This window comes from Aneurinibacillus sp. XH2, from assembly GCF_001439585.2.
GTDB lineage: Bacteria > Bacillota > Bacilli > Aneurinibacillales > Aneurinibacillaceae > Aneurinibacillus > Aneurinibacillus thermoaerophilus.
Map to the genome: position 1 here is coordinate 402320 of NZ_CP014140.1, position 17793 is coordinate 420112.

General features: G+C 45.2%; 21 protein-coding genes and 2 pseudogenes. 20 read left to right on the forward strand and 3 right to left on the reverse strand.

Annotated features, from left to right (window positions below; all coding sequences use genetic code 11):
* Positions 1-30: 30 nt before the first annotated feature.
* From tpx to ACH33_RS02010, 9 genes are all read left to right on the forward strand, one after another.
* Positions 31-552 carry a thiol peroxidase gene (gene tpx, locus ACH33_RS01970; protein WP_057897497.1) on the forward strand — a complete coding sequence of 174 codons (522 nt, stop codon included), beginning with the start codon at positions 31-33 and terminating at the stop codon, positions 550-552.
* 200 nt (positions 553-752) lie between these two features.
* The gene (gene flgM, locus ACH33_RS01975; protein WP_162264987.1) at positions 753-1022 is read left to right on the forward strand and encodes a flagellar biosynthesis anti-sigma factor FlgM; all 270 of its coding nucleotides are present in this window, start codon (positions 753-755) and stop codon (positions 1020-1022) included.
* Positions 1023-1053: 31 nt separating this feature from the next.
* A complete protein-coding gene (locus ACH33_RS01980; RefSeq protein WP_057897499.1) occupies positions 1054-1548 on the forward strand; it encodes a flagellar protein FlgN in 495 nt (164 codons plus the stop codon).
* 99 nt (positions 1549-1647) lie between these two features.
* Positions 1648-3066, forward strand: coding sequence for a flagellar hook-associated protein FlgK (gene flgK / locus ACH33_RS01985; protein ID WP_057897500.1), 1419 nt, complete (start codon positions 1648-1650; stop codon positions 3064-3066).
* 8 nt (positions 3067-3074) lie between these two features.
* Complete coding sequence (gene flgL / locus ACH33_RS01990; RefSeq protein ID WP_082705844.1) at positions 3075-3983, forward strand: flagellar hook-associated protein FlgL; 909 nt, start codon at positions 3075-3077, stop codon at positions 3981-3983.
* Between the two features lie 15 nt (positions 3984-3998).
* A complete protein-coding gene (locus ACH33_RS01995) occupies positions 3999-4574 on the forward strand; it encodes a DUF6470 family protein (RefSeq protein WP_057897502.1) in 576 nt (191 codons plus the stop codon).
* Between the two features lie 40 nt (positions 4575-4614).
* Entirely contained in the window at positions 4615-5106 is a 492-nt protein-coding gene (gene fliW / locus ACH33_RS02000; RefSeq protein ID WP_057897503.1) for a flagellar assembly protein FliW, read from the forward strand.
* A gap of 15 nt (positions 5107-5121) precedes the next feature.
* A complete protein-coding gene (gene csrA / locus ACH33_RS02005; RefSeq protein WP_057897504.1) occupies positions 5122-5361 on the forward strand; it encodes a carbon storage regulator CsrA in 240 nt (79 codons plus the stop codon).
* A gap of 357 nt (positions 5362-5718) precedes the next feature.
* The gene (locus ACH33_RS02010) at positions 5719-7131 is read left to right on the forward strand and encodes a flagellin N-terminal helical domain-containing protein (protein ID WP_057897505.1); all 1413 of its coding nucleotides are present in this window, start codon (positions 5719-5721) and stop codon (positions 7129-7131) included.
* Positions 7132-7225: 94 nt separating this feature from the next.
* On the opposite strand, the gene ACH33_RS19010 is transcribed toward ACH33_RS02010, so the two are convergent.
* From ACH33_RS19010 to ACH33_RS19985, 3 genes are all read right to left on the reverse strand, one after another.
* Positions 7226-7606, reverse strand: a complete 381-nt coding sequence (locus tag ACH33_RS19010; RefSeq protein ID WP_156423984.1) for a transposase — start codon at positions 7604-7606, stop codon at positions 7226-7228.
* A 2-nt stretch (positions 7607-7608) separates the two neighbouring features.
* Positions 7609-7725, reverse strand: a complete 117-nt coding sequence (locus tag ACH33_RS19975; RefSeq protein ID WP_236781945.1) for a winged helix-turn-helix domain-containing protein — start codon at positions 7723-7725, stop codon at positions 7609-7611.
* A gap of 63 nt (positions 7726-7788) precedes the next feature.
* Entirely contained in the window at positions 7789-7986 is a 198-nt protein-coding gene (locus tag ACH33_RS19985; RefSeq protein ID WP_057897506.1) for a hypothetical protein, read from the reverse strand.
* 206 nt (positions 7987-8192) lie between these two features.
* On the opposite strand from ACH33_RS19985, the gene ACH33_RS18490 reads away from it, so the two are divergent.
* From ACH33_RS18490 to ACH33_RS02065, 11 genes and pseudogenes are all read left to right on the forward strand, one after another.
* A complete protein-coding gene (locus ACH33_RS18490; RefSeq protein WP_236782003.1) occupies positions 8193-8471 on the forward strand; it encodes a polymorphic toxin type 28 domain-containing protein in 279 nt (92 codons plus the stop codon).
* Complete coding sequence (locus ACH33_RS02025) at positions 8471-8875, forward strand: contact-dependent growth inhibition system immunity protein (protein WP_057897507.1); 405 nt, start codon at positions 8471-8473, stop codon at positions 8873-8875. Before ACH33_RS18490 ends, ACH33_RS02025 begins: the two co-directional genes overlap by 1 nt.
* Positions 8876-9565: 690 nt before the next feature.
* Positions 9566-9986: pseudogene (locus tag ACH33_RS18500) on the forward strand (reverse transcriptase domain-containing protein); the annotation flags it as partial.
* A gap of 256 nt (positions 9987-10242) precedes the next feature.
* The gene (locus ACH33_RS02030) at positions 10243-10617 is read left to right on the forward strand and encodes a flagellar protein FlaG (protein WP_057897508.1); all 375 of its coding nucleotides are present in this window, start codon (positions 10243-10245) and stop codon (positions 10615-10617) included.
* Between the two features lie 15 nt (positions 10618-10632).
* Complete coding sequence (fliD, locus tag ACH33_RS02035) at positions 10633-12198, forward strand: flagellar filament capping protein FliD (RefSeq protein ID WP_057897509.1); 1566 nt, start codon at positions 10633-10635, stop codon at positions 12196-12198.
* The gene (gene fliS / locus ACH33_RS02040) at positions 12195-12563 is read left to right on the forward strand and encodes a flagellar export chaperone FliS (protein WP_057897510.1); all 369 of its coding nucleotides are present in this window, start codon (positions 12195-12197) and stop codon (positions 12561-12563) included. The genes fliD and fliS overlap by 4 nt, the downstream gene beginning before the upstream one ends.
* Positions 12564-12571: 8 nt before the next feature.
* Entirely contained in the window at positions 12572-12949 is a 378-nt protein-coding gene (locus ACH33_RS02045; protein ID WP_057897511.1) for a flagellar protein FliT, read from the forward strand.
* Positions 12950-13154: 205 nt separating this feature from the next.
* Complete coding sequence (locus ACH33_RS02050) at positions 13155-15554, forward strand: coiled-coil domain-containing protein (protein WP_057897512.1); 2400 nt, start codon at positions 13155-13157, stop codon at positions 15552-15554.
* Positions 15551-15826 (forward strand): annotated as a pseudogene (locus tag ACH33_RS02055) (EscU/YscU/HrcU family type III secretion system export apparatus switch protein); the annotation flags it as partial. The gene ACH33_RS02050 and the pseudogene ACH33_RS02055, both read left to right, overlap by 4 nt.
* Before the next feature lie 204 nt (positions 15827-16030).
* On the forward strand, positions 16031-16516 hold the full coding sequence (locus tag ACH33_RS02060) for a flagellar export chaperone FliS (protein ID WP_057897513.1): 486 nt from the start codon (positions 16031-16033) through the stop codon (positions 16514-16516).
* A 35-nt stretch (positions 16517-16551) separates the two neighbouring features.
* Positions 16552-17412, forward strand: a complete 861-nt coding sequence (locus ACH33_RS02065) for a flagellin N-terminal helical domain-containing protein (RefSeq protein WP_057897514.1) — start codon at positions 16552-16554, stop codon at positions 17410-17412.
* Positions 17413-17793 lie beyond the last annotated feature (381 nt).

Sequence of the window (17793 nt, forward strand, 5' to 3'; positions counted from 1 at the left end):
CAACCCACTTTTGAATGGGAGGAATTACATATGGCAATTGAAAGAGCAGGAGCCGTTACATTTAAAGGCAACCCGGTAACCCTTATCGGTGAAGAAGTAAAAGTAGGCGATACAGCAAAAGACTTTACTGTATTGGCGCAAGGCTTGCAGCCGTACTCCTTGAATGATGGCAAAGGAACAGTGCACCTCATCAGCGTTGTTCCTTCCATTGATACAGGCGTATGCGATGCGCAAACCCGTCGCTTTAACGAAGAAGCGTCCAAACTTCCAAATGTGGAAGTGTTGACGGTAAGCGTAGACTTGCCTTTTGCCCAGGCTCGTTGGTGCGGAGCAGCAGGCATTGAGAATGTAAAAATGCTGTCCGACCACCGTGATCTTTCTTTCGGCGAAGCATTCGGCGTAGCGATTAAAGAACTTCGTCTGCTGACCCGCGCGATTTTCGTCTTGGATAAAGACAATAAAGTAACGTATGTGGAATACGTTCCGGAGGTAACAAATCACCCGGATTATGAGAAAGCCATTGCTGCGGCAAAAGAAGCAGCGGAGAAGTAAAGAAAAACTTAAACTTTTTGTGAAAGTTGCCGATTACTTTATTAACAAGTAATCGGCTTTTTGTTATCGAGAACAAGGCGGTTAATGAACTGGAAATAGGCACAAATGCCGAAGTTCAAACGAAATGTATATATTAATGGAGCAATGAAGAATAAAAAAGAATGAATAAGAAGTATATAAATGTAATAAAGAAAGCCGGGGTGATAACAGTGAGAATTGAAAGAACGGGTCATATTCAGCCAATCCATCCGTACCGCCAGCAAGAAATGCGTCAGGAGGAAGCCAAAAAGAAAGGAAAAGAGCGCGATCAGTTGGAAATTTCCACAGAAGCGCTGGAGCTACAGAAAAATCAGGAAACGGAGGCAGAACGCACAGAGCGTATCGCCGAATTAAAAAAACAGGTACAGGCTGGAACGTACCATGTGGACGCTAAACTGATCGCGGAGGCGTTGTTGAAGAAGGGGATGTAAATCGGAATAAATGTCGGATGGTGACAAGATAATGAGTGAATTATACAAGGTTGTGGGGATTTTGGAGCGGTTGCTCGCCGAACATGAGCGGATGTTGAAGCTGGCCGGGTACAAGAAGGAAGTCTTGATTAAAGGCGATATGGACGAACTGGCTTGCATCCTGCAAGTTGAATCTCGCTGCATGAACACCATCCAATCACTTGAACAAGAGCGGGAGCAACAAATCTCGCTCTATTTTATGCGGCAGGGGATTCATAAGGAGACATGCTATCTCAGTGAGTTGATCGAGTTGGCCGATACTCCGGAACTAAAAGAGAATTTGGCCCGCTGCCAGAAGAGATTGGGAGACGTGATTGCAGAATTGCGGACGCTGAATAGGTTGAATCAGCAGTTGCTTCAGCAGTCGCTTGCATTTATCAATTTTACGTTGGAAGAGTTGACGGCGCCGGAGGAAGATCCGTATCTATATCAGCAGAAAGGTAATCATCACGCAGGTTCTGTGCGTTTTTTTGACAGTAAGGCATAGTTGTACAGCGTTGTCGATTATTCTGCACTTTTTTAAGGTGAGTGGTGGATAAAGGGAAACCGTGATAGAAGAAATCGGTAGAGGAAGGGAGATAAAGCGATGAGATCAACGTTTGGAGGATTAGAGATTGCGAAGCGTGGCTTATTTGCTCAGCAGGCCGCGTTGAATGTTACGGGTCACAATATCGCGAACACGAATACGGAAGGATATACACGCCAGCGAGCAAATATGGAAGCATCAATGCCGTTTCCATATCCAAGCCTAACGAATGAGCGCCAGGCCGGGCAGATGGGTACCGGGGTAATAGTAAGTTCTATACAGCGCTTGCGTGATCGTTTTCTCGATGCACAGTTTCGTAGCCAATATAAAAATGTAGGGCAATATGAAGCTCGGACGAATGCGTTGGAGCAAATCGAAGTAATTATGAATGAGCCATCCGATAAAGGACTTCGTTATGTCATGGATGAGTTTTGGAATTCATGGCAAAAGGTTTCCCAACCTTCTGCGGATTATTCTACTCGTGAATATGTCATTCAAAAAGGAAAAGCGTTGGCAGAAACGTTAAATTTTATTGATAGGGAACTGAAACAGCTACAAAAAGATTTTAATTCACAGGTTGAGATAAAAGCGGAACAGCTTGAAACGATTGTAAAGCAAATTGCAGACTTAAATCAGCAAATCAGTGACATTGTGCCGCACGGTTATATACCAAACGATCTTTATGATAAAAGAGACGTTTTGATTGATAAGCTTTCTAAAATGCTGGACATTGAAGTGGAAACGGTTCCTATAGATGTAGACGGTAAAAAAGTGGATGGGCCAGTAAATATTACATTGAAAAACCCGAGTGGTGTCCAGCTGGTGACAGGAAATACTCCTGCGTCCATTACGCTTGTTGATTCAGGAAAACTTGCAAATGGGGATGATCGTCGTTTTATTTCGGTAGGAGGCACGCAGTTGGATTCGGGAAATCTCAAGGCAGGAGAGATTTACGGATTAGTCGACTCTCGCGACACGGTTATTCATAATTATATTACCAAAATAAATGACTTAGCTAAGGCGTTTATTAAAGAAGTGAATGAAAAACATTCTTCGGAAAACTTTTTCAGTGGAGCGGATGCTTCAAATATAGGCGTTGCGATTACTGATCCAAATAAGGTTGCGTACGACCCTGCGAACCCCGGAGATAATAGTATAGCTTTAGCTGTATATGCCTTAAAGCAGAGCACTTCTATTTCGATAGGAGGGACAACTACTTCTTTTGATGGTTTTACCCGTGCAATGATTGCCACTTTAGGGGTTGAAACAGAGGAAGCACAACGGATGAAAGAAAACGCCGAGAGTCTGGTCATGGAAGTAGAGAACAGGCGGCAATCCATTTCCGGTGTTTCCTTAGACGAGGAAATGAGTAATATGATTAAGTTTCAGCATGCATATAATGCTGCGGCTCGCACTATTACGGCGGTTGACGAGATGCTTGACAAGATCATTAACGGTATGGGAATTGTAGGTAGGTAGGAGGGAATATGATGCGGATTACACAAAACATGTTAAATAATAATATGCTTTATTATTTGGGGAATAGCTGGCAAAGGATGGAACGGCTGCAGGAGATGCTGTCAACAGGCAAAAAAATTTCAAAACCGTCCCATGATCCGATTGTGGCGAGCCGTGGCATGCTTTTCCGAACGAATTTTTCCGAAATTGAACAGTTCCGTTCCAATACGGATGAAGCGATGAGCTGGCTTACGCAAACAGAGTCTGCGGTCGGCGAGGGCATCGACATCTTGCTCCGTGTAAAAGAACTATTAACGCAAGCGGCCAACGATACGAACGGAAGAGAAGAACGCCAAAAAATTGCCACTGAAATCCGGCAGCTGCGCGACCAGCTTGGTTCGGTGGCCAACACCACGTTTGCCGACAAATACATTTTTAACGGTACGCACACCCTGACGCCTCCTTACGACAAAACAGCGGAAGATTTAATATCCGACGTAAACAATAGTGAAATTCCATTGGAAGTATCGACAAATGTCAAAATTCCGATCAATGTGCAGCCGGACGAACTATTTAAAACAGGTGGAAGTACCGTATTTGCCGTGTTAAAAAACGTCATAAGTCATCTAGATCCTTCTCCTACTGATCCGCCGCCAACGACCGCTGACATTCAGAACGATTTGGAAATTATTCAAAGTCATATTGATAACTTTCTGAAAGTCCGGGCTTCTGTGGGCGCACGCATGAACCGGGTTGAACTGCTGCAAAATCGTCTCGGCAATCAATCGTTTGGGACAGAGAAAATGATTTCTGACGGGGAAGATGCTGATCTGGCAAAAGTTATTATTGACCTGCAAACGAATGAAAATGTGCACCGAGCAGCGCTGGCTGCTGGTTCGCGGTTGATTCAACCCTCCCTTCTTGATTTCCTTCGCTAGAGGAGCGGGAAAGAAATGAATGTTTTACGCCTTGAGATACAACAGAAAAACGCGAAGCTTGCCTGGGATGTGCAGCAGCCTGTCTATAGGTTTGAACCGTCGCGTACACGTTTGAAACTGGAGCAGAAACCGCCCGAGATGGTTCTGCATCCCACCCCGTCGAAGTTGACGATTGATCAGAGGCAATGCTGGGCTGATATGGAGCTAAAACATGTTTTTCAGTGTATCGCCGAAGCGGCTGCGGACGGCAAACGGGAGGCGCTCGCATATATTGCGCGCGTTACGGAGGAGGGCGAACAACTGGGGGCGATCGAGAATAAGGGGAATGTGATTCGCCAGCTCGCTGCCAGTAAACGTACTTTGCCCCAGCACCGTTTCGCATACGGAAATGTCCCCGGAAATTTTTCATTAAAAATTTCGTTTACGCCAGGGCAATTGAATATGGATTGGAAAATTGGCGGTACGTCGGTCGATGTACAAACGACTCCTTTCCGGCACCATTATGAAAAAGGACGAATTTTCTATACGATGCAGCAGAAAAATGAACTGCATTTTCAGATTACCGGCGGACATGTTGATACCATGTATTAAAGAACAAACGGAGATAGTCCCGATAAAGGAGTTTTAGCCGATGGCGACAAAGATGATATCCAGCTTATTCGGTGAATTTGAATATGCGGCAGAGGAAGTGTATCGATTCGAACACGGACTGCCTGGATTTCCTGAAGAACGTGAATTTATGTTTATGAAAATTGAAGATAGCCCGTTTACGGTCTTACATTCGATTCGGGAAGACTTATATTTCTTTCTGATTGATCCGTTTCCCCTTTTTCCCGATTATGAGGTTACCATTCCAGACCCGGTGCTTGAGGAACTTGGGATTCAGGATCGTAACAGTGTGCTTTGCTATTGTATCGTTGTGCTGCGCGAACCGCTGGCCGATTCCACCGTCAACCTGCTTGCTCCGGTGATCATGAATACCGTGAACCGTAAAGGGATGCAGCTTGTGTTGGAGAACAGCAGCTATTCCGTCCGTCAACCGCTCTTTTCGCACCAGGGCAACAAAGAGTACAATGATAGAAAGAAAGGAGCTGCCGGACGGAGTGAGGCGGCAGGCCAGTAAAGGCAGGCGGAATGTATGTTAGTATTAACGCGCAAAGCAGGCGAATCGATTGTAATTGGGGACGAGATTACGATAAAAATTGTAAGCATAGACGGAGATCAGGTAAAGCTCGGTATCGAAGCACCCCGGCATGTGCAGATTCACCGGCAGGAAATCTATGAAGCTATTCAGGCCGAGAATCGGCTTGCTGGAGGCAAAAAGCCGGAGATTCATATTGAGCAGTTGAAGCGGTTGAGCAATCAAAGTGATAATTAACCAATACGTTTTTTCTTTCCGGGCCATGTTTCTTTGTGTCCGGATATTTTTTTGCTGCTCCGAGGGAGTAGACATGTTTGCTGCTACAGGGAAAAGACGAGGTATGAGAAGTCGAAAAAATTTCCGAAAAAGTATTAAACAGGCCGGTTTGCTCTCCGATATAGATAATGTAAGAAACAATAAGGAAGCTTGTGGCGCGCGACATAGGCGGACGTATTGTTTCGCAAGAATGCTGGTGGCGATCACATATCGTCAGTTGTTGAGAGTATGCCGCTTTCTGTTTAAAAAGCCATCTGGCTTTTTAATAAATAATAAGTGAACATGGACGTTCACGAAATCATCAAGGAGGAATAGAACATGATTATCAATCACAACCTGAATGCCATGAATGCATTCCGTCAATTTGGTATTAACAATGCTAACATGGCGAAATCTACTGAAAAACTTTCTTCTGGTCTCCGCATCAACCGTGCGGGCGATGATGCAGCAGGTCTGGCTATTTCTGAAAAAATGCGCGGCCAGATTCGTGGTCTGGATCAAGCAAGCCGTAACGCTCAAGACGGTATTTCTCTTATCCAAACAGCAGAGGGCGCATTGAATGAAACACACAGCATTTTGCAACGTATGCGTGAACTTGCGGTACAATCATCCAATGACACCAATACTGACGTTGACCGTAAGGAAATTCAAAAAGAGATTACGCAGTTGAAAGATGAAATTGATCGTATTGCCAATACGACGGAATTCAACACGAAAAAATTGCTTAACGGAACAGTTGGCAATAATGCGACCATGTCCAATAACAATGTAGCCATTAAAACTGCGGAAGTTGTTAAGAGCGATCTGAAAGCTGACACTTATACTGTAACACAGACGAATGCGGCTACATTGGGTGTAGATATTAAAACAAATACGACCGGATTGACAGCTGCTACTTTTGATTTAGCTGATACCTCAAAGGTTACTGGTCTTGAATTAGGCGATTATACTCTTGAGTTAAAGGCTACAGGTGTTGCAAACAAATTTGATGTTACTTTGAAAAATAGCGATGGTGTAGTGGTTGCGTCTGCAGCTTCTTGGGATTCAACTGCTGGTGGTGCTTTGACAGGAACTTTACCTGATGGAACAACTACAAAAATTACATTGAATGCAGCAGCTGGTGCACAAGAAGGAAAAATGACATTTAACTTAAATGCAACATATGGCGCTGCTGGTGATTTCAAAGTAGAGAATTCTTCTGGTGGTACGGAGTTTTCTAATAGTGGCTCTCTTAAGATCACACAAAGCAAGTTCAATGCTGGCGGATTTGAATTCGGTATGACTGTAGATACTGCGTTAGCAGCAGCTGGAAGCACTACAACAATTACAACAACGAATAATGCGTTAACCATGCACATTGGTGCGAATGAATCGCAAACAATGAACATTGACATCAATAAGATGGATACAGTAAGCTTGGGTGTTAAAAATATTGATGTGACTACCCAATCTGGGGCGGAAGCCGCTATCTCTACCATTCAGAAAGCTATTGAAAAAGTATCAGCTGAGCGTTCCAAACTTGGTGCATTCCAAAACCGCTTAGAACATACAATCAACAACCTGAATACATCTTCTGAAAACCTGACTGCTTCTGAGTCCCGTATTCGTGACACAGACATGGCGAAAACGGTTATGGAGAACACGAAAAACAGCATCCTTGCTCAAGCCGCTCAAGCAATGCTGGCTCAAGCCAACCAACAACCGCAACAAGTGCTGCAACTGCTCCGTTAATTTCAGTGATAAACGTAAAAGAGACTCTGGTTTTGCCGGAGTCTCTTTTTTATGTGTGCCCGGCATGGGCGCCATCTCTGATTAACGTGCTTTTTTATTCCTGTCTACTTGACAGGGGGCACTTCACTGATGATGCTCTTTTAGAAAAGGACGAAGGAGTTTGTTTGGCATGATGAATACGGGCATTATCGATGATCATAATGACCTTCTTGTTGGCATAGTGCTTCATCACTTTCTTCAAGAATTCCAGAAAAGAAGCAGCATTACAGGAATCTGCCGTTGTACAGAATATGTCGCCGGTTTGCGTATCTACGGTTCCGAATAAAGTCACCTGAGCGTGATGACCGTATGTTGGAATCTGCTTCTGTTCTCCTTTCGGAGACCATGTAGCCCGAAGGGCTTGATACGAGCGAACATGGGTCTCGTCTTGTGCAAGCAGTACCGTATTTTCGTCCATTACGTTTTTTTTTATCATCTCTACCTGGTGTACAAACGCCTGCTGTTTCTCTTTGTTGCTTTTGCCAATACATACGTTGTACGCTTCCAACGCAATCCTAAGCGATGAAGCATATCGGCGATACCGGAACGTGACATCGTAACAGAAAACCGTTCTTTGATCCATTTTTGAAGCGAAGAAGTTCAGCTATCCCACCTCGATTAAACATCTTGACATACGTAGAGACAGACTGGCGACAAATGCCCAGTACTTCTGCATCTTACCGTAGAAAAACCTTCAAGAATCAGCCGAACAGCCGTCACACGCTGCCGAAAAAAAGCATCAAAAATCACACGCTCTTCCTTTCGTAACGCTTCACTCGTAAATCCGTGAGTGTTTGTAATCAGTGATTTTTTCATAACATAATCCGCTCCTTATCATTGTGATGATAGGAGCCAGTATTGCCAAATAACCGTTTGTTAAACCCTTAATCGGTAGCTATATAAAAAGGCACCTTATATTCCAAAAATGCCCCGTCCAGGTATCTATTTCTACAAAAAAATACAAAATAAGTCAAAATTAGAATCGATTTGTCGAACGATTTCTGTCCTTTTTAGATAATATTATTAACAAACATTTAACTGATAAGGATTTTTCTGGTGCATTAAGAGACTTACAAGATAATCCAGTCCCTAAACCAGGTGGTGGGTATTGGAATCACTTACAGGAAATGAAGGACTCCTATAAGGGTTTAATTAGGATAAGAAAAGGCTTAGAAGGGTCACTTAAAAATCCAAATTTAAATGATGCTACAAGAAAAGTACTACAGGAGGGTTTGGATAAAGCAAATAAGAATATAAAGAAAATAGAGAATTTATTTGAACCATTTGGGGGGATAAATTAGTGAAAACTATCAAAGATATTTACAACATTTCACAGGGAGAACTAAAAGCTAAGTATGCATTAGATATATGGTATAATACCCTGATAGAGAAAACAGTTACAGAAATTGATATTACGGATATCTGTAGAATGCTTAGACAAGAGATTTTTATTGAATTAGCAATAGAGAGGGCTCTTGAGTATCTAAAACAAAACCCTCTTATTGGAGATGTCTATGATGGACAATTGTTAGAATTGCTTTCTTCAGTTGATGTAATAAAATTAAAAAAATATAAAAAATCTATAAAAGAATTACTTTTTGATATTAAAACAAGACTAGATATCAATGACTTTTTTAGTCAAGAAGATTATATCGAATATGTTGATTTATTAGAAAAATTTCTGGATAAGTTAGATAGTCGTTAAATGTATTTACCTTGATTGGATTTTTACCTTTCAAGGTTTTCTTTTAAGGTAATTCTCAAAAACAAGTGTTTTTGAGACAACGAAAATTAAGCGGTGAAACAACATGTTTCGCCGCTTTTTATGTGTGCCCGGCATGGGCGTCATCTCTAGGGTTCAAGTTCCGAGTGACGAAGGCAGTAGTAGCCATTAGCTTGTGGCAAGGGTGTCGACCGTGAGGTCGAATCTGAAGGAAGCCGGCGGCAAACCTTCGGCCTGAGGAACATGAATCTCATATAAGGCCAGCGTTCGTTGGATGAGCCTGCATAACAAGGCGAAGTCCATACTGCCGAAGGCGAGCGAAGGTAAATGAGGCAGGTAGATGGAGGGGAAGATGGCGCTCTTACCCGAGGAGGTCTGTCTGATAGGCCGAGTATCCTCGGTAACCTCATTCGCGAGAATGAGCTGAACAGACAGAAGTCAGCAGAGGTCATAGTACATGCCATGTGATGACATGACATGGAAGGGCCGAACATTATGGAGAACGAAAGACCAGGCGTTCGAAGACACGCGATGAAGGCAGACAATCCGTATGGACTTATCCGAAGGAGGATGTGGTGAATTCCACGGGGGACTTCGGAAGGGCAGAGTGTGCCTTCGGCACAAATGGAACCTTTCGCTCACGCAAGGAGTGTACGTTCAATGATGGAATAATTGTTAGCACGGGACAATCTCTCACTTGCTTTGAAACAGGTAGAACGAAATAAAGGAAGCCATGGTGTGGATGGTATGTCTGTAAAATCCCTACGTAGATATATCATGGATCACTGGCATGACATTCGTCGTTCCATTGAGTGAGGTGGGAACTTATGAATCCAGTCCTGTCCGTCGCGTTGAAATCCCGAAGCCGAACGGAGGAGTCCGACAGTTAGGTATCCCTACCGTGCTTGACCGTTTCATCCAACAGGCAATTGCACAGATACTTACCCCTGTGTTTGACCCTTGTTTTTCCGAACATAGTTATGGATTCCGCCCCTCACGGCGCGGACATGACGCTGTACGAAAAGCTAGGCAATACTGGCGTATCGCCAAAAGTCCTGTTTTACATCGGACTCTTGATGAACGATTCTTCGAATCGTATCGACTCAAGAGTCTAAAAGAACGATATCACGCCTTGCGGCGTACATAATGAACCGCTGTATACCGAACGGTACGTACGGTGGTGTGAGAGGTCGGGGGCTAATCACCCCCTCCTACTCGATTGTTTGTGTTTGCTATGCTTCTTTGACAAAGCAATCTTACGTAAATTTCCATGTCCTCATGCTAAAAAATCCCACCATCCCGTCCGATATATCTAAATAAGAGAACGACAAAATGTGGAGGGAACGAATATGACGGACGTATCGCTTCCGATGCATCATACTGTTTCATCACGGAGCCCTGCGCTGGAAAAATCGGCTCAGCCGATGGATGAAACACGGATAATGGCAGCGCGGGAAGAACAAGTGCAAACCGAGCGGTTTGACAATCAAAAGTATCGTGATGAAAAAGAACGGGAAAGGCTCAAACAGGATGCCGATAAGCTGTTTGAAAGCCTGAATACGGGTCTCGCCTTAAAATTTCATGAAAAAAGTGGACAATGGTACGCCGTTATTGAGAACAAAATTACGCATGAAGTGATTAAAGAAGTACCGCCGCAAGATGTGCTTGAACTGCGGGCGCGGCTCAAGGAAATGATCGGTTTCTTCTTGGATCAAAAAATTTAGAATGGAGAGATGGAAATGTACGGAATGAATGTAAATCGCATATCCGGCCTTGCCTCCGGTATGGATACGGACACACTGATTAAAAAGCTGATGGATGCGGAGCGTATCCCGTTCAATAAGCTCAAGCAAAACCGGGAGAAGCTCAACTGGCAAAGCGAAGCTTATCGCAAGTGGAATACTGAGATTTTCTCATTCCGCTCCAAGACATTATTCGATATGAAGATGTCATCGACATACAACACGTTTACGACAGCCTCATCCGACGAAGCGAAAGTGTCAGCGGTTGCGAATGGCGATGCGATAGAAGGGCTTCATACATTGAAAGTCACGCAAACGGCGGCAGCCGCTTCTGTGAACGCTACGACTGACACGAGCAGGACGCTAAGTGAAGACAGCGAATTTGTCGTGAAAGTAACGAATGCGAAGGGAGAGGTGCGCCAGGCGACCATTTCATTAAAAGCTGGTCAAACCGTGAAAGACGCTGTGGCTGCATTGAATGCGGCTGTGGACGCAGGCGATGGGAAAACGAGTCTTGGCTTGCAGGCTGCGTATGATGATAACCTGAAACAATTTGTTTTGAAAACAAAAGAAACGGGCGCTTCAACAAAAATTGAATTAAGTGTTACATCTGATACGAAAAACCCTCTTTATGTTTTGGGATTGGCGGCCAGCGATGCAGCGGTCGATGATACAAAAACGTATACCGGACAAAATGCGAAAGTCATATTGGACGGGTATCCGGAAACAGAGTTTACCTCCAACACCTTTAAAGCGTTTGGCTTAATCTATACGATTAAAGGCCAGGCGACGCCTGCCACGCCGATTGAAGTTACGGTGAACGTAAAGCGGGACATCGAGGCGGAAATCAAAAATATTAAAGACTTTATTAACAAATATAATGAGATGCTGGAAAAGCTGAAAAAGACGCTGGATGAACCGGTCTACAAAAATTATCAGCCGCTGACGGATGAAGAGCGAAAAGCGTTAACCGAAAAGCAGATTGAGCAATGGGAAGAAAAGGCGAAGAGCGGTCTTTTGCGCCGTGATGGCATTCTTTCCGGTCTGGTAAACAGCATGCGCCTGAATATGACTTCCATCGTAGACAACGGCAGCAAATACAATTCGCTGGCCGCGATCGGCATTACATCCGAAAGCTATAAAGACAAAGGAAAGCTGACGGTGAATGAAGATAAGCTGCGTGAAGCGTTGGAAGAGGACCCGGAAGCGGTGAAAAATCTGTTTATTCAGGGGAGCGATATTACCGAAGAAGATGTGGAGAACGATCCGACGAAACAGGCAAAGCGCGGCTTGATTCACCGGTTGAATGACAGCTTTGGAGCTGCTTTTAAGGAGCTGACGGAGAAAGCGGGAGTGACCGGAAACCAGGCAGATGATCAAAGTATTATTGGAAAAATGTTACAAAATCTGGATGCGCGCATTTACGATATGGAAAGGCGCTTGATTCAAAAGGAAAATAGGTATTACCGCCAGTTTACGGCCATGGAAAAGGCGATGAGCAAGTACAACGCCCAAAGTGCCTGGCTTATGCAACAATTCGCAGGAGGAAGTAATGGACGATGACAAATCTTGCAGCGCAGCAATATAAACAAAATAGTGTACTTACGGCTACACCGGGTGAAGTAACGCTCCAATTATATAATGGTCTTGTCAAATTCATTAAAATGGCAATCGCAAGTGCGGAACAAGGAGAAATTCAGGCGGTCAATACGAACCTTATCAAAAGCCAGGACATTCTCAGGGAACTGTTGTGCACGTTAAATATGGAATACCCGGTCGCAAAAGATATGGCCGCCATGTATGAATATATGCTGGAGCGTTTAATCAAAGCTAATACCACCAAAGAACAGGCGATCATGGAAGAAGTGCTGGGATATGCCGAAGATTTTCGAAACACGTGGCAGCAGGCGCTCAAGCTAATGAAATAGGGGCCGCGATGTCTGGAAACTTTTATTCACAGAAAAAGCGACTGCTTACGGAGATGCGAACAGAAACGCTTGAGCAATTGCGCGCCGTCCGCGCGGAGGATGTGGAAGCGTTCCTGGATCATGTGGAAAGATGCAATCAAATTATTGAATCCATTAATCAACTGGATGCGCAAAACGAAGCACGAGATCCTTCCGAAGAACAAGAGTTGAGACGTCTGCTCCAGGAAGTGATAGAAGTGCGCCAGCACATCACTCCTCTGCTTGTTCCGTTGCGCGATAAGTTGCGCCAGGGCGCGGTAATGGAAAGAAGGCAAGTGATCATTCAGAAAGGGTATAATAAAGAGGAAGCATATTTGCCCAGTATTTTTTTCGACCGAAAAGAATAGTCTCCCATTAGACGACCTTGCGTTGCTTTTGTTTATGGAGGGTGTCCTAAAAGTGATGGGGCACCCTTTTGCGTTACGATATACGCAATATACGTATTTCCAGCAATGTTTTGGGACAGTTTCCTTCCAGCTGGTATATAAAAGCATGCCCATTTTGACCGATATTACTAAATAGAAGTTATAGTGCGGAAAGGTGGAGCGTCACATGCAAGTCTCAGATGTTACGCGGAGCATTCATACCTCACAAATGTCCGGAAAAACAACGGAACCCCAGCAGGGACAAATGACAAATCATGTGAATGGACAAGGCTCTGTCTCTTTATCTTCCGAAACGACAGCCGAGCAGGTATTGCAGGATGCCGGGATCAAAGCGACAGTAGAAATGAAGGAAGCAGTACGTTTGCTGATTGCGGAGCGCATCCCGGTTACAAAGGAGACGCTACAGTCACTTCAGCACATTCTCCAAAAAGGAGAAGGAACCATCCAGCAAAAATTGGATACGCTTTCGATTATGGCGCAGAAGAAAATTTCGGTTACGCCCAGAAGCTATGAAGCGGTGTTTCGTGCTTTATACGGACCGTCGCTGGATCAAATTCTGAGTGAGCTGGCGAAAGAAGCGCCTGATTTGCTGTCAGAGCTGCGCTTTTTATCGAATTCCGATTCTCTGCAAGACGCGCACCGGAGTGTCCCCGATCATTCGCGTGCGGGAATGTCTGCTTTGCTGGAACAGGCCTTGCAAAAACTGGCGGAACAGGCGCTTGCTATCCGTATGTCCGGCAGGGCAACCCGCAGCCAGCTTCGTGAATTGCAGGAAGCGGTGGCGCAGGCGGTACAGGAAGCCAGGTTGAGCACAGAAGTACGGAAAGACCTCGAAAGCGCGATTCGGCAAATCATGAAAGAACTGCGGATGTCGCTTAGCTATGAAGCTGTAGGCAGGCATGCGGAAGCGAAGATAATGGTAGAGCGGAGCATAGATATGCTGGTGAAAATGTTGAAACTGCCGGTAGTCGGAACGGGGGGCGCTCGTACAGAAAGCGGTTCGCCGAACATGTCGTTTCCTGACGGCGAAGGAGTCGATCATTCTGGGGCAAACGTTTTGCGTCCGCTCAGCGAGACATTCATAAGATTGGGCAATCTGGTCAGTCTGGCGCGGCAGGAACTGCTTGTGGCGCTGGGGAACATTCAAATGGAAGGTTCGACCTCTTCGCGTCAGCCGGACATCGTGATGCGAGATCTTGCTGTGGCGTTGCGCGATGCGATAAAGCGTGAAGGAGTGCCGCAAAAAGAAGCGAATCAGGCAGCACACATACTTCAACAGTTAGAAGAAGCGGCGCGTCAGCCGGCTCAAAACGGTGAGCGGCTGCTGGCCGGTATGGATGAACTTGAGCGCTTGTTCGCTGCCTCGGGAGAGCGGATGGCGGCGCTGACCGCTGTCCAGACGGCTACCTTTGAACGCCTCACACGCTATATTCCCGATTATTTGCATCAAGTAGGAGAAAAGTTCAGGCAAACAAAAAAAGAAATTATCAACAATGTTGAGCGCATGAGCCAGTTTTTACGCCAGAACATTCCACAGGCCGCTTCCTATATTCAGCGGATTGTCGAGCCAACGATTGAAATGGTGAATCGGCTGGTGAATAAGGGAGAATTCGCCCTGTTTGCTGATATGGACTTTGAGTACGAGCTATTGCGCATGAGCGGCGAACTACAGCGGGTCAAAGGGTTGCTGGCCAAAGGCGAACAGGATGAGGCGCTCCGGCTGTTTCAACGATTGCGAACCGATTTAGAAAAGCTCAACTGGCAACCTTCCTATACGAAAGTCGAACGCTTTTTCTCCAAGATGACAGGAGAAGGCGGAATGCAGAATCCGCTTCAGCTTTACGCTCAACAATGGCGGGAAGAATCGCTGACCGGCCGCGGAGTGCAGGAAGCGATGCGCGGGATGGGGTTCAGCCATGAACGAGAGGCAGTGGAATGGATGATGCGTCGAGAAGGAGACATGCGCTCAGCCGGATATAATAGCAGCGATGCGCGAGGAGAAAAACCGCCGCACAATCTCAAGGCGATGCTAATGAACGGAATGGAAAGCCATGCTTCTCCCAAAGCGAGGGAGATGTTGGAGCAGGCCTTATCTCATGTAACAGGGCAGCAACTGTTGTCCAAACAAGAGGCAGGGACGGTCACCCAATCGTTTCAAGTACAGCTCCCGCTACCTTGGGAAGAGGGGATGCATTCGGTTCATATGCAAGTTCGTGCCCGGCAAAATGGCGAACAGATGGATTGGGAGAATTGTAGCCTGTTCTTCTTTCTTGATACGCCGAAGTTTGGGGAAACGGGAGTGGCTGTTACGGTAGTCGAAAGAGAAATGGCGATACGTGTTCAGAACGATCATCCGTTTGTGGAGCAGGCGTTTGCGCCGTACATTCCGCGGATGAAAGAGGAATTGCAACGGATGGGCTACCGGGTGCAGAGCGTAACCTTTTCCCCGCTGGCGCATCAGGAGCGGGAGAGCGAACAGAGAAAAGCCCCAGCTATAGATACCGCAACCGGAAGGCAGCATGCGTTCGCCCATACTTCCGGAGAAGGGGTCGATATTTCAGTATGATTTACAAGCATTTTCAGCAAGCGGCAAAAGGAAAAGAGAAAACGAGCCGGGCGGCTGTCATTCGCTATGACAAGGATAAGGATCGGGCGCCTACGGTGGTCGCTCATGGGCGCGGGCAAATCGCGGAAAAAATCATCGCGAAAGCGAAGGAACATGACATTCCGCTTCAGGAAGATGCGATGTTGTTGGAGAACTTGCTGGATCTCGACCTGGGCAGCAATGTGCCACCACAGCTGTATCAGGTAGTGGCGGAAATCTTGTTGCTTGTTCGAAGGGCGAATATCGGTTCTGCGGTTTCTGTTCCGCTTATACCTGCTATCGAACGTACGCCTTATTGGGAGGAAGAGGATGACGAGATTTGGCTTGAAGATTCTTCCTTAAAACTCTAGAAAAATATCCGATATCTATAATGTAGACATTTTGCCATGATAGAAGTATAAAAACATCAATTATGATTTGTGTTGAGAGGAATCGCGATGGAGCGTATGGTCACGTTGGAAAATGTGGAGATAAGTGATTTGCACGGTCATCCCGAATTAATTACATCCCTGTTGTATAAGCGACTGCTGCAAAAATTAGAAGAAGCGATCGCTTGTATTTCGGAGAAGAAATACGCGCAGGCGAACGCAGCTTTGCAGCTTTGCAACGATATTGTTACCCGTCTTGGTTTCGGAATCAAGTACGAAGCCGGCGTTTTAGCCGATCGGCTCGAAATGCTGTATCAGTATGTATTTGAACTGATTATACAAGGGAATCTCCGCAAAGATATCAAGCTTTTGCAGGAAGCGAAAGAGATCATCTGTCAATTGGATGAGGCCTGGACGATCGCGATGGAGAAGGAAAAGGGAAAAACACAGGTTATGGCTCACCTTGCCGGCAAGCCCAGGCTGAATCCATATGAGCGTCGGGAAATTGAACAGGAAACATGGAATCATGCGGAAAAGAAGCAGTTTGACTTTTAAAAATATGAGATCGTTTTTTAAGGAGTGGATACGATATGCGTATTAATCATAATCTTCCCGCGTTAAACGCCTACCGTAATTTAGCGCAAAATCAAATAGGAACGAGCAAGATTTTGGAGAGACTGTCTTCCGGCTATCGCATTAACCGTGCGTCTGATGATGCGGCAGGACTTGCCATTTCAGAAAAAATGCGCGGTCAAATTCGCGGTTTGGAGCAAGGACAGCGCAATACAATGGATGGAGTTTCTTTGATTCAGACGGCGGAAGGCGCATTGCAGGAAATACACGAGATGTTGCAGCGTATGCGTGAATTGGCCGTACAAGCAGCAAACGGCACGTATAGTGACAAGGACAAAAAAGCCATTGAGGATGAGATCAATCAATTAACAGCACAAATTGATCAGATTGCTAAAACAACGGAATTTAATGGAATTCAACTTATCGGAGACAGCGATAGTACTTCGTTACAAGATGTGAAAATTCAGTACGGCCCTAAAAAGGAGGACTCGTTGACTCTGGAATTAACAACACAACCGGAAGCCGACCCTCCATTTGCTGCAGGATGCAAAGCGGATAAGGCTTCTCTCAAAATTGACAATGTAGATGTAATTAGTGATCCTGAGGGTGCGATCGAGACCTTCAAGGCTGCCATTGATCAAGTTTCCCGCATCCGTTCCTATTTCGGTGCTATTCAAAACCGTCTGGAACACGTAGTCAATAACTTGTCCAATTATACAGAAAATCTGACAGGTGCTGAATCTCGTATTCGCGATGCAGATATGGCGAAAGAAATGACCGAATTTACCCGCTTCAACATCATCAACCAGTCCGCGACAGCAATGCTGGCCCAGGCCAACCAGTTACCGCAAGGTGTATTACAACTCCTCAAAGGTTAAAGCTCTTTATGAATCATATTCCTTATTTTCCCCGAAAAGCATGTTGCTTTTCGGGGCTTTTTGCGAAAAGAAGATTCCTGTCCGCCGTTCTAAAAATTTGTGTCCACTTATTGAGCTAACAGCCTAGATCATAGCAAGACGAGCATGCATAATCTGACTCGTTTCGCTACGGAACGTATGATAAAACGTATAAAAAGTATTTCTAGAGAAGTCAAAAATTGACTGACTAAATCAAAGAAATATCTTTGCAGACGCATTTTTATCCGGTATAATGAATACGTTATACAAAAAGATAAGGTGCGCTGTGGAAAAAATCCACGCGCACTTTTCGCCTGTTTATTGAGAATGCTGTTGAGGAAAGGCTGTGAGTGTTGTGGATTG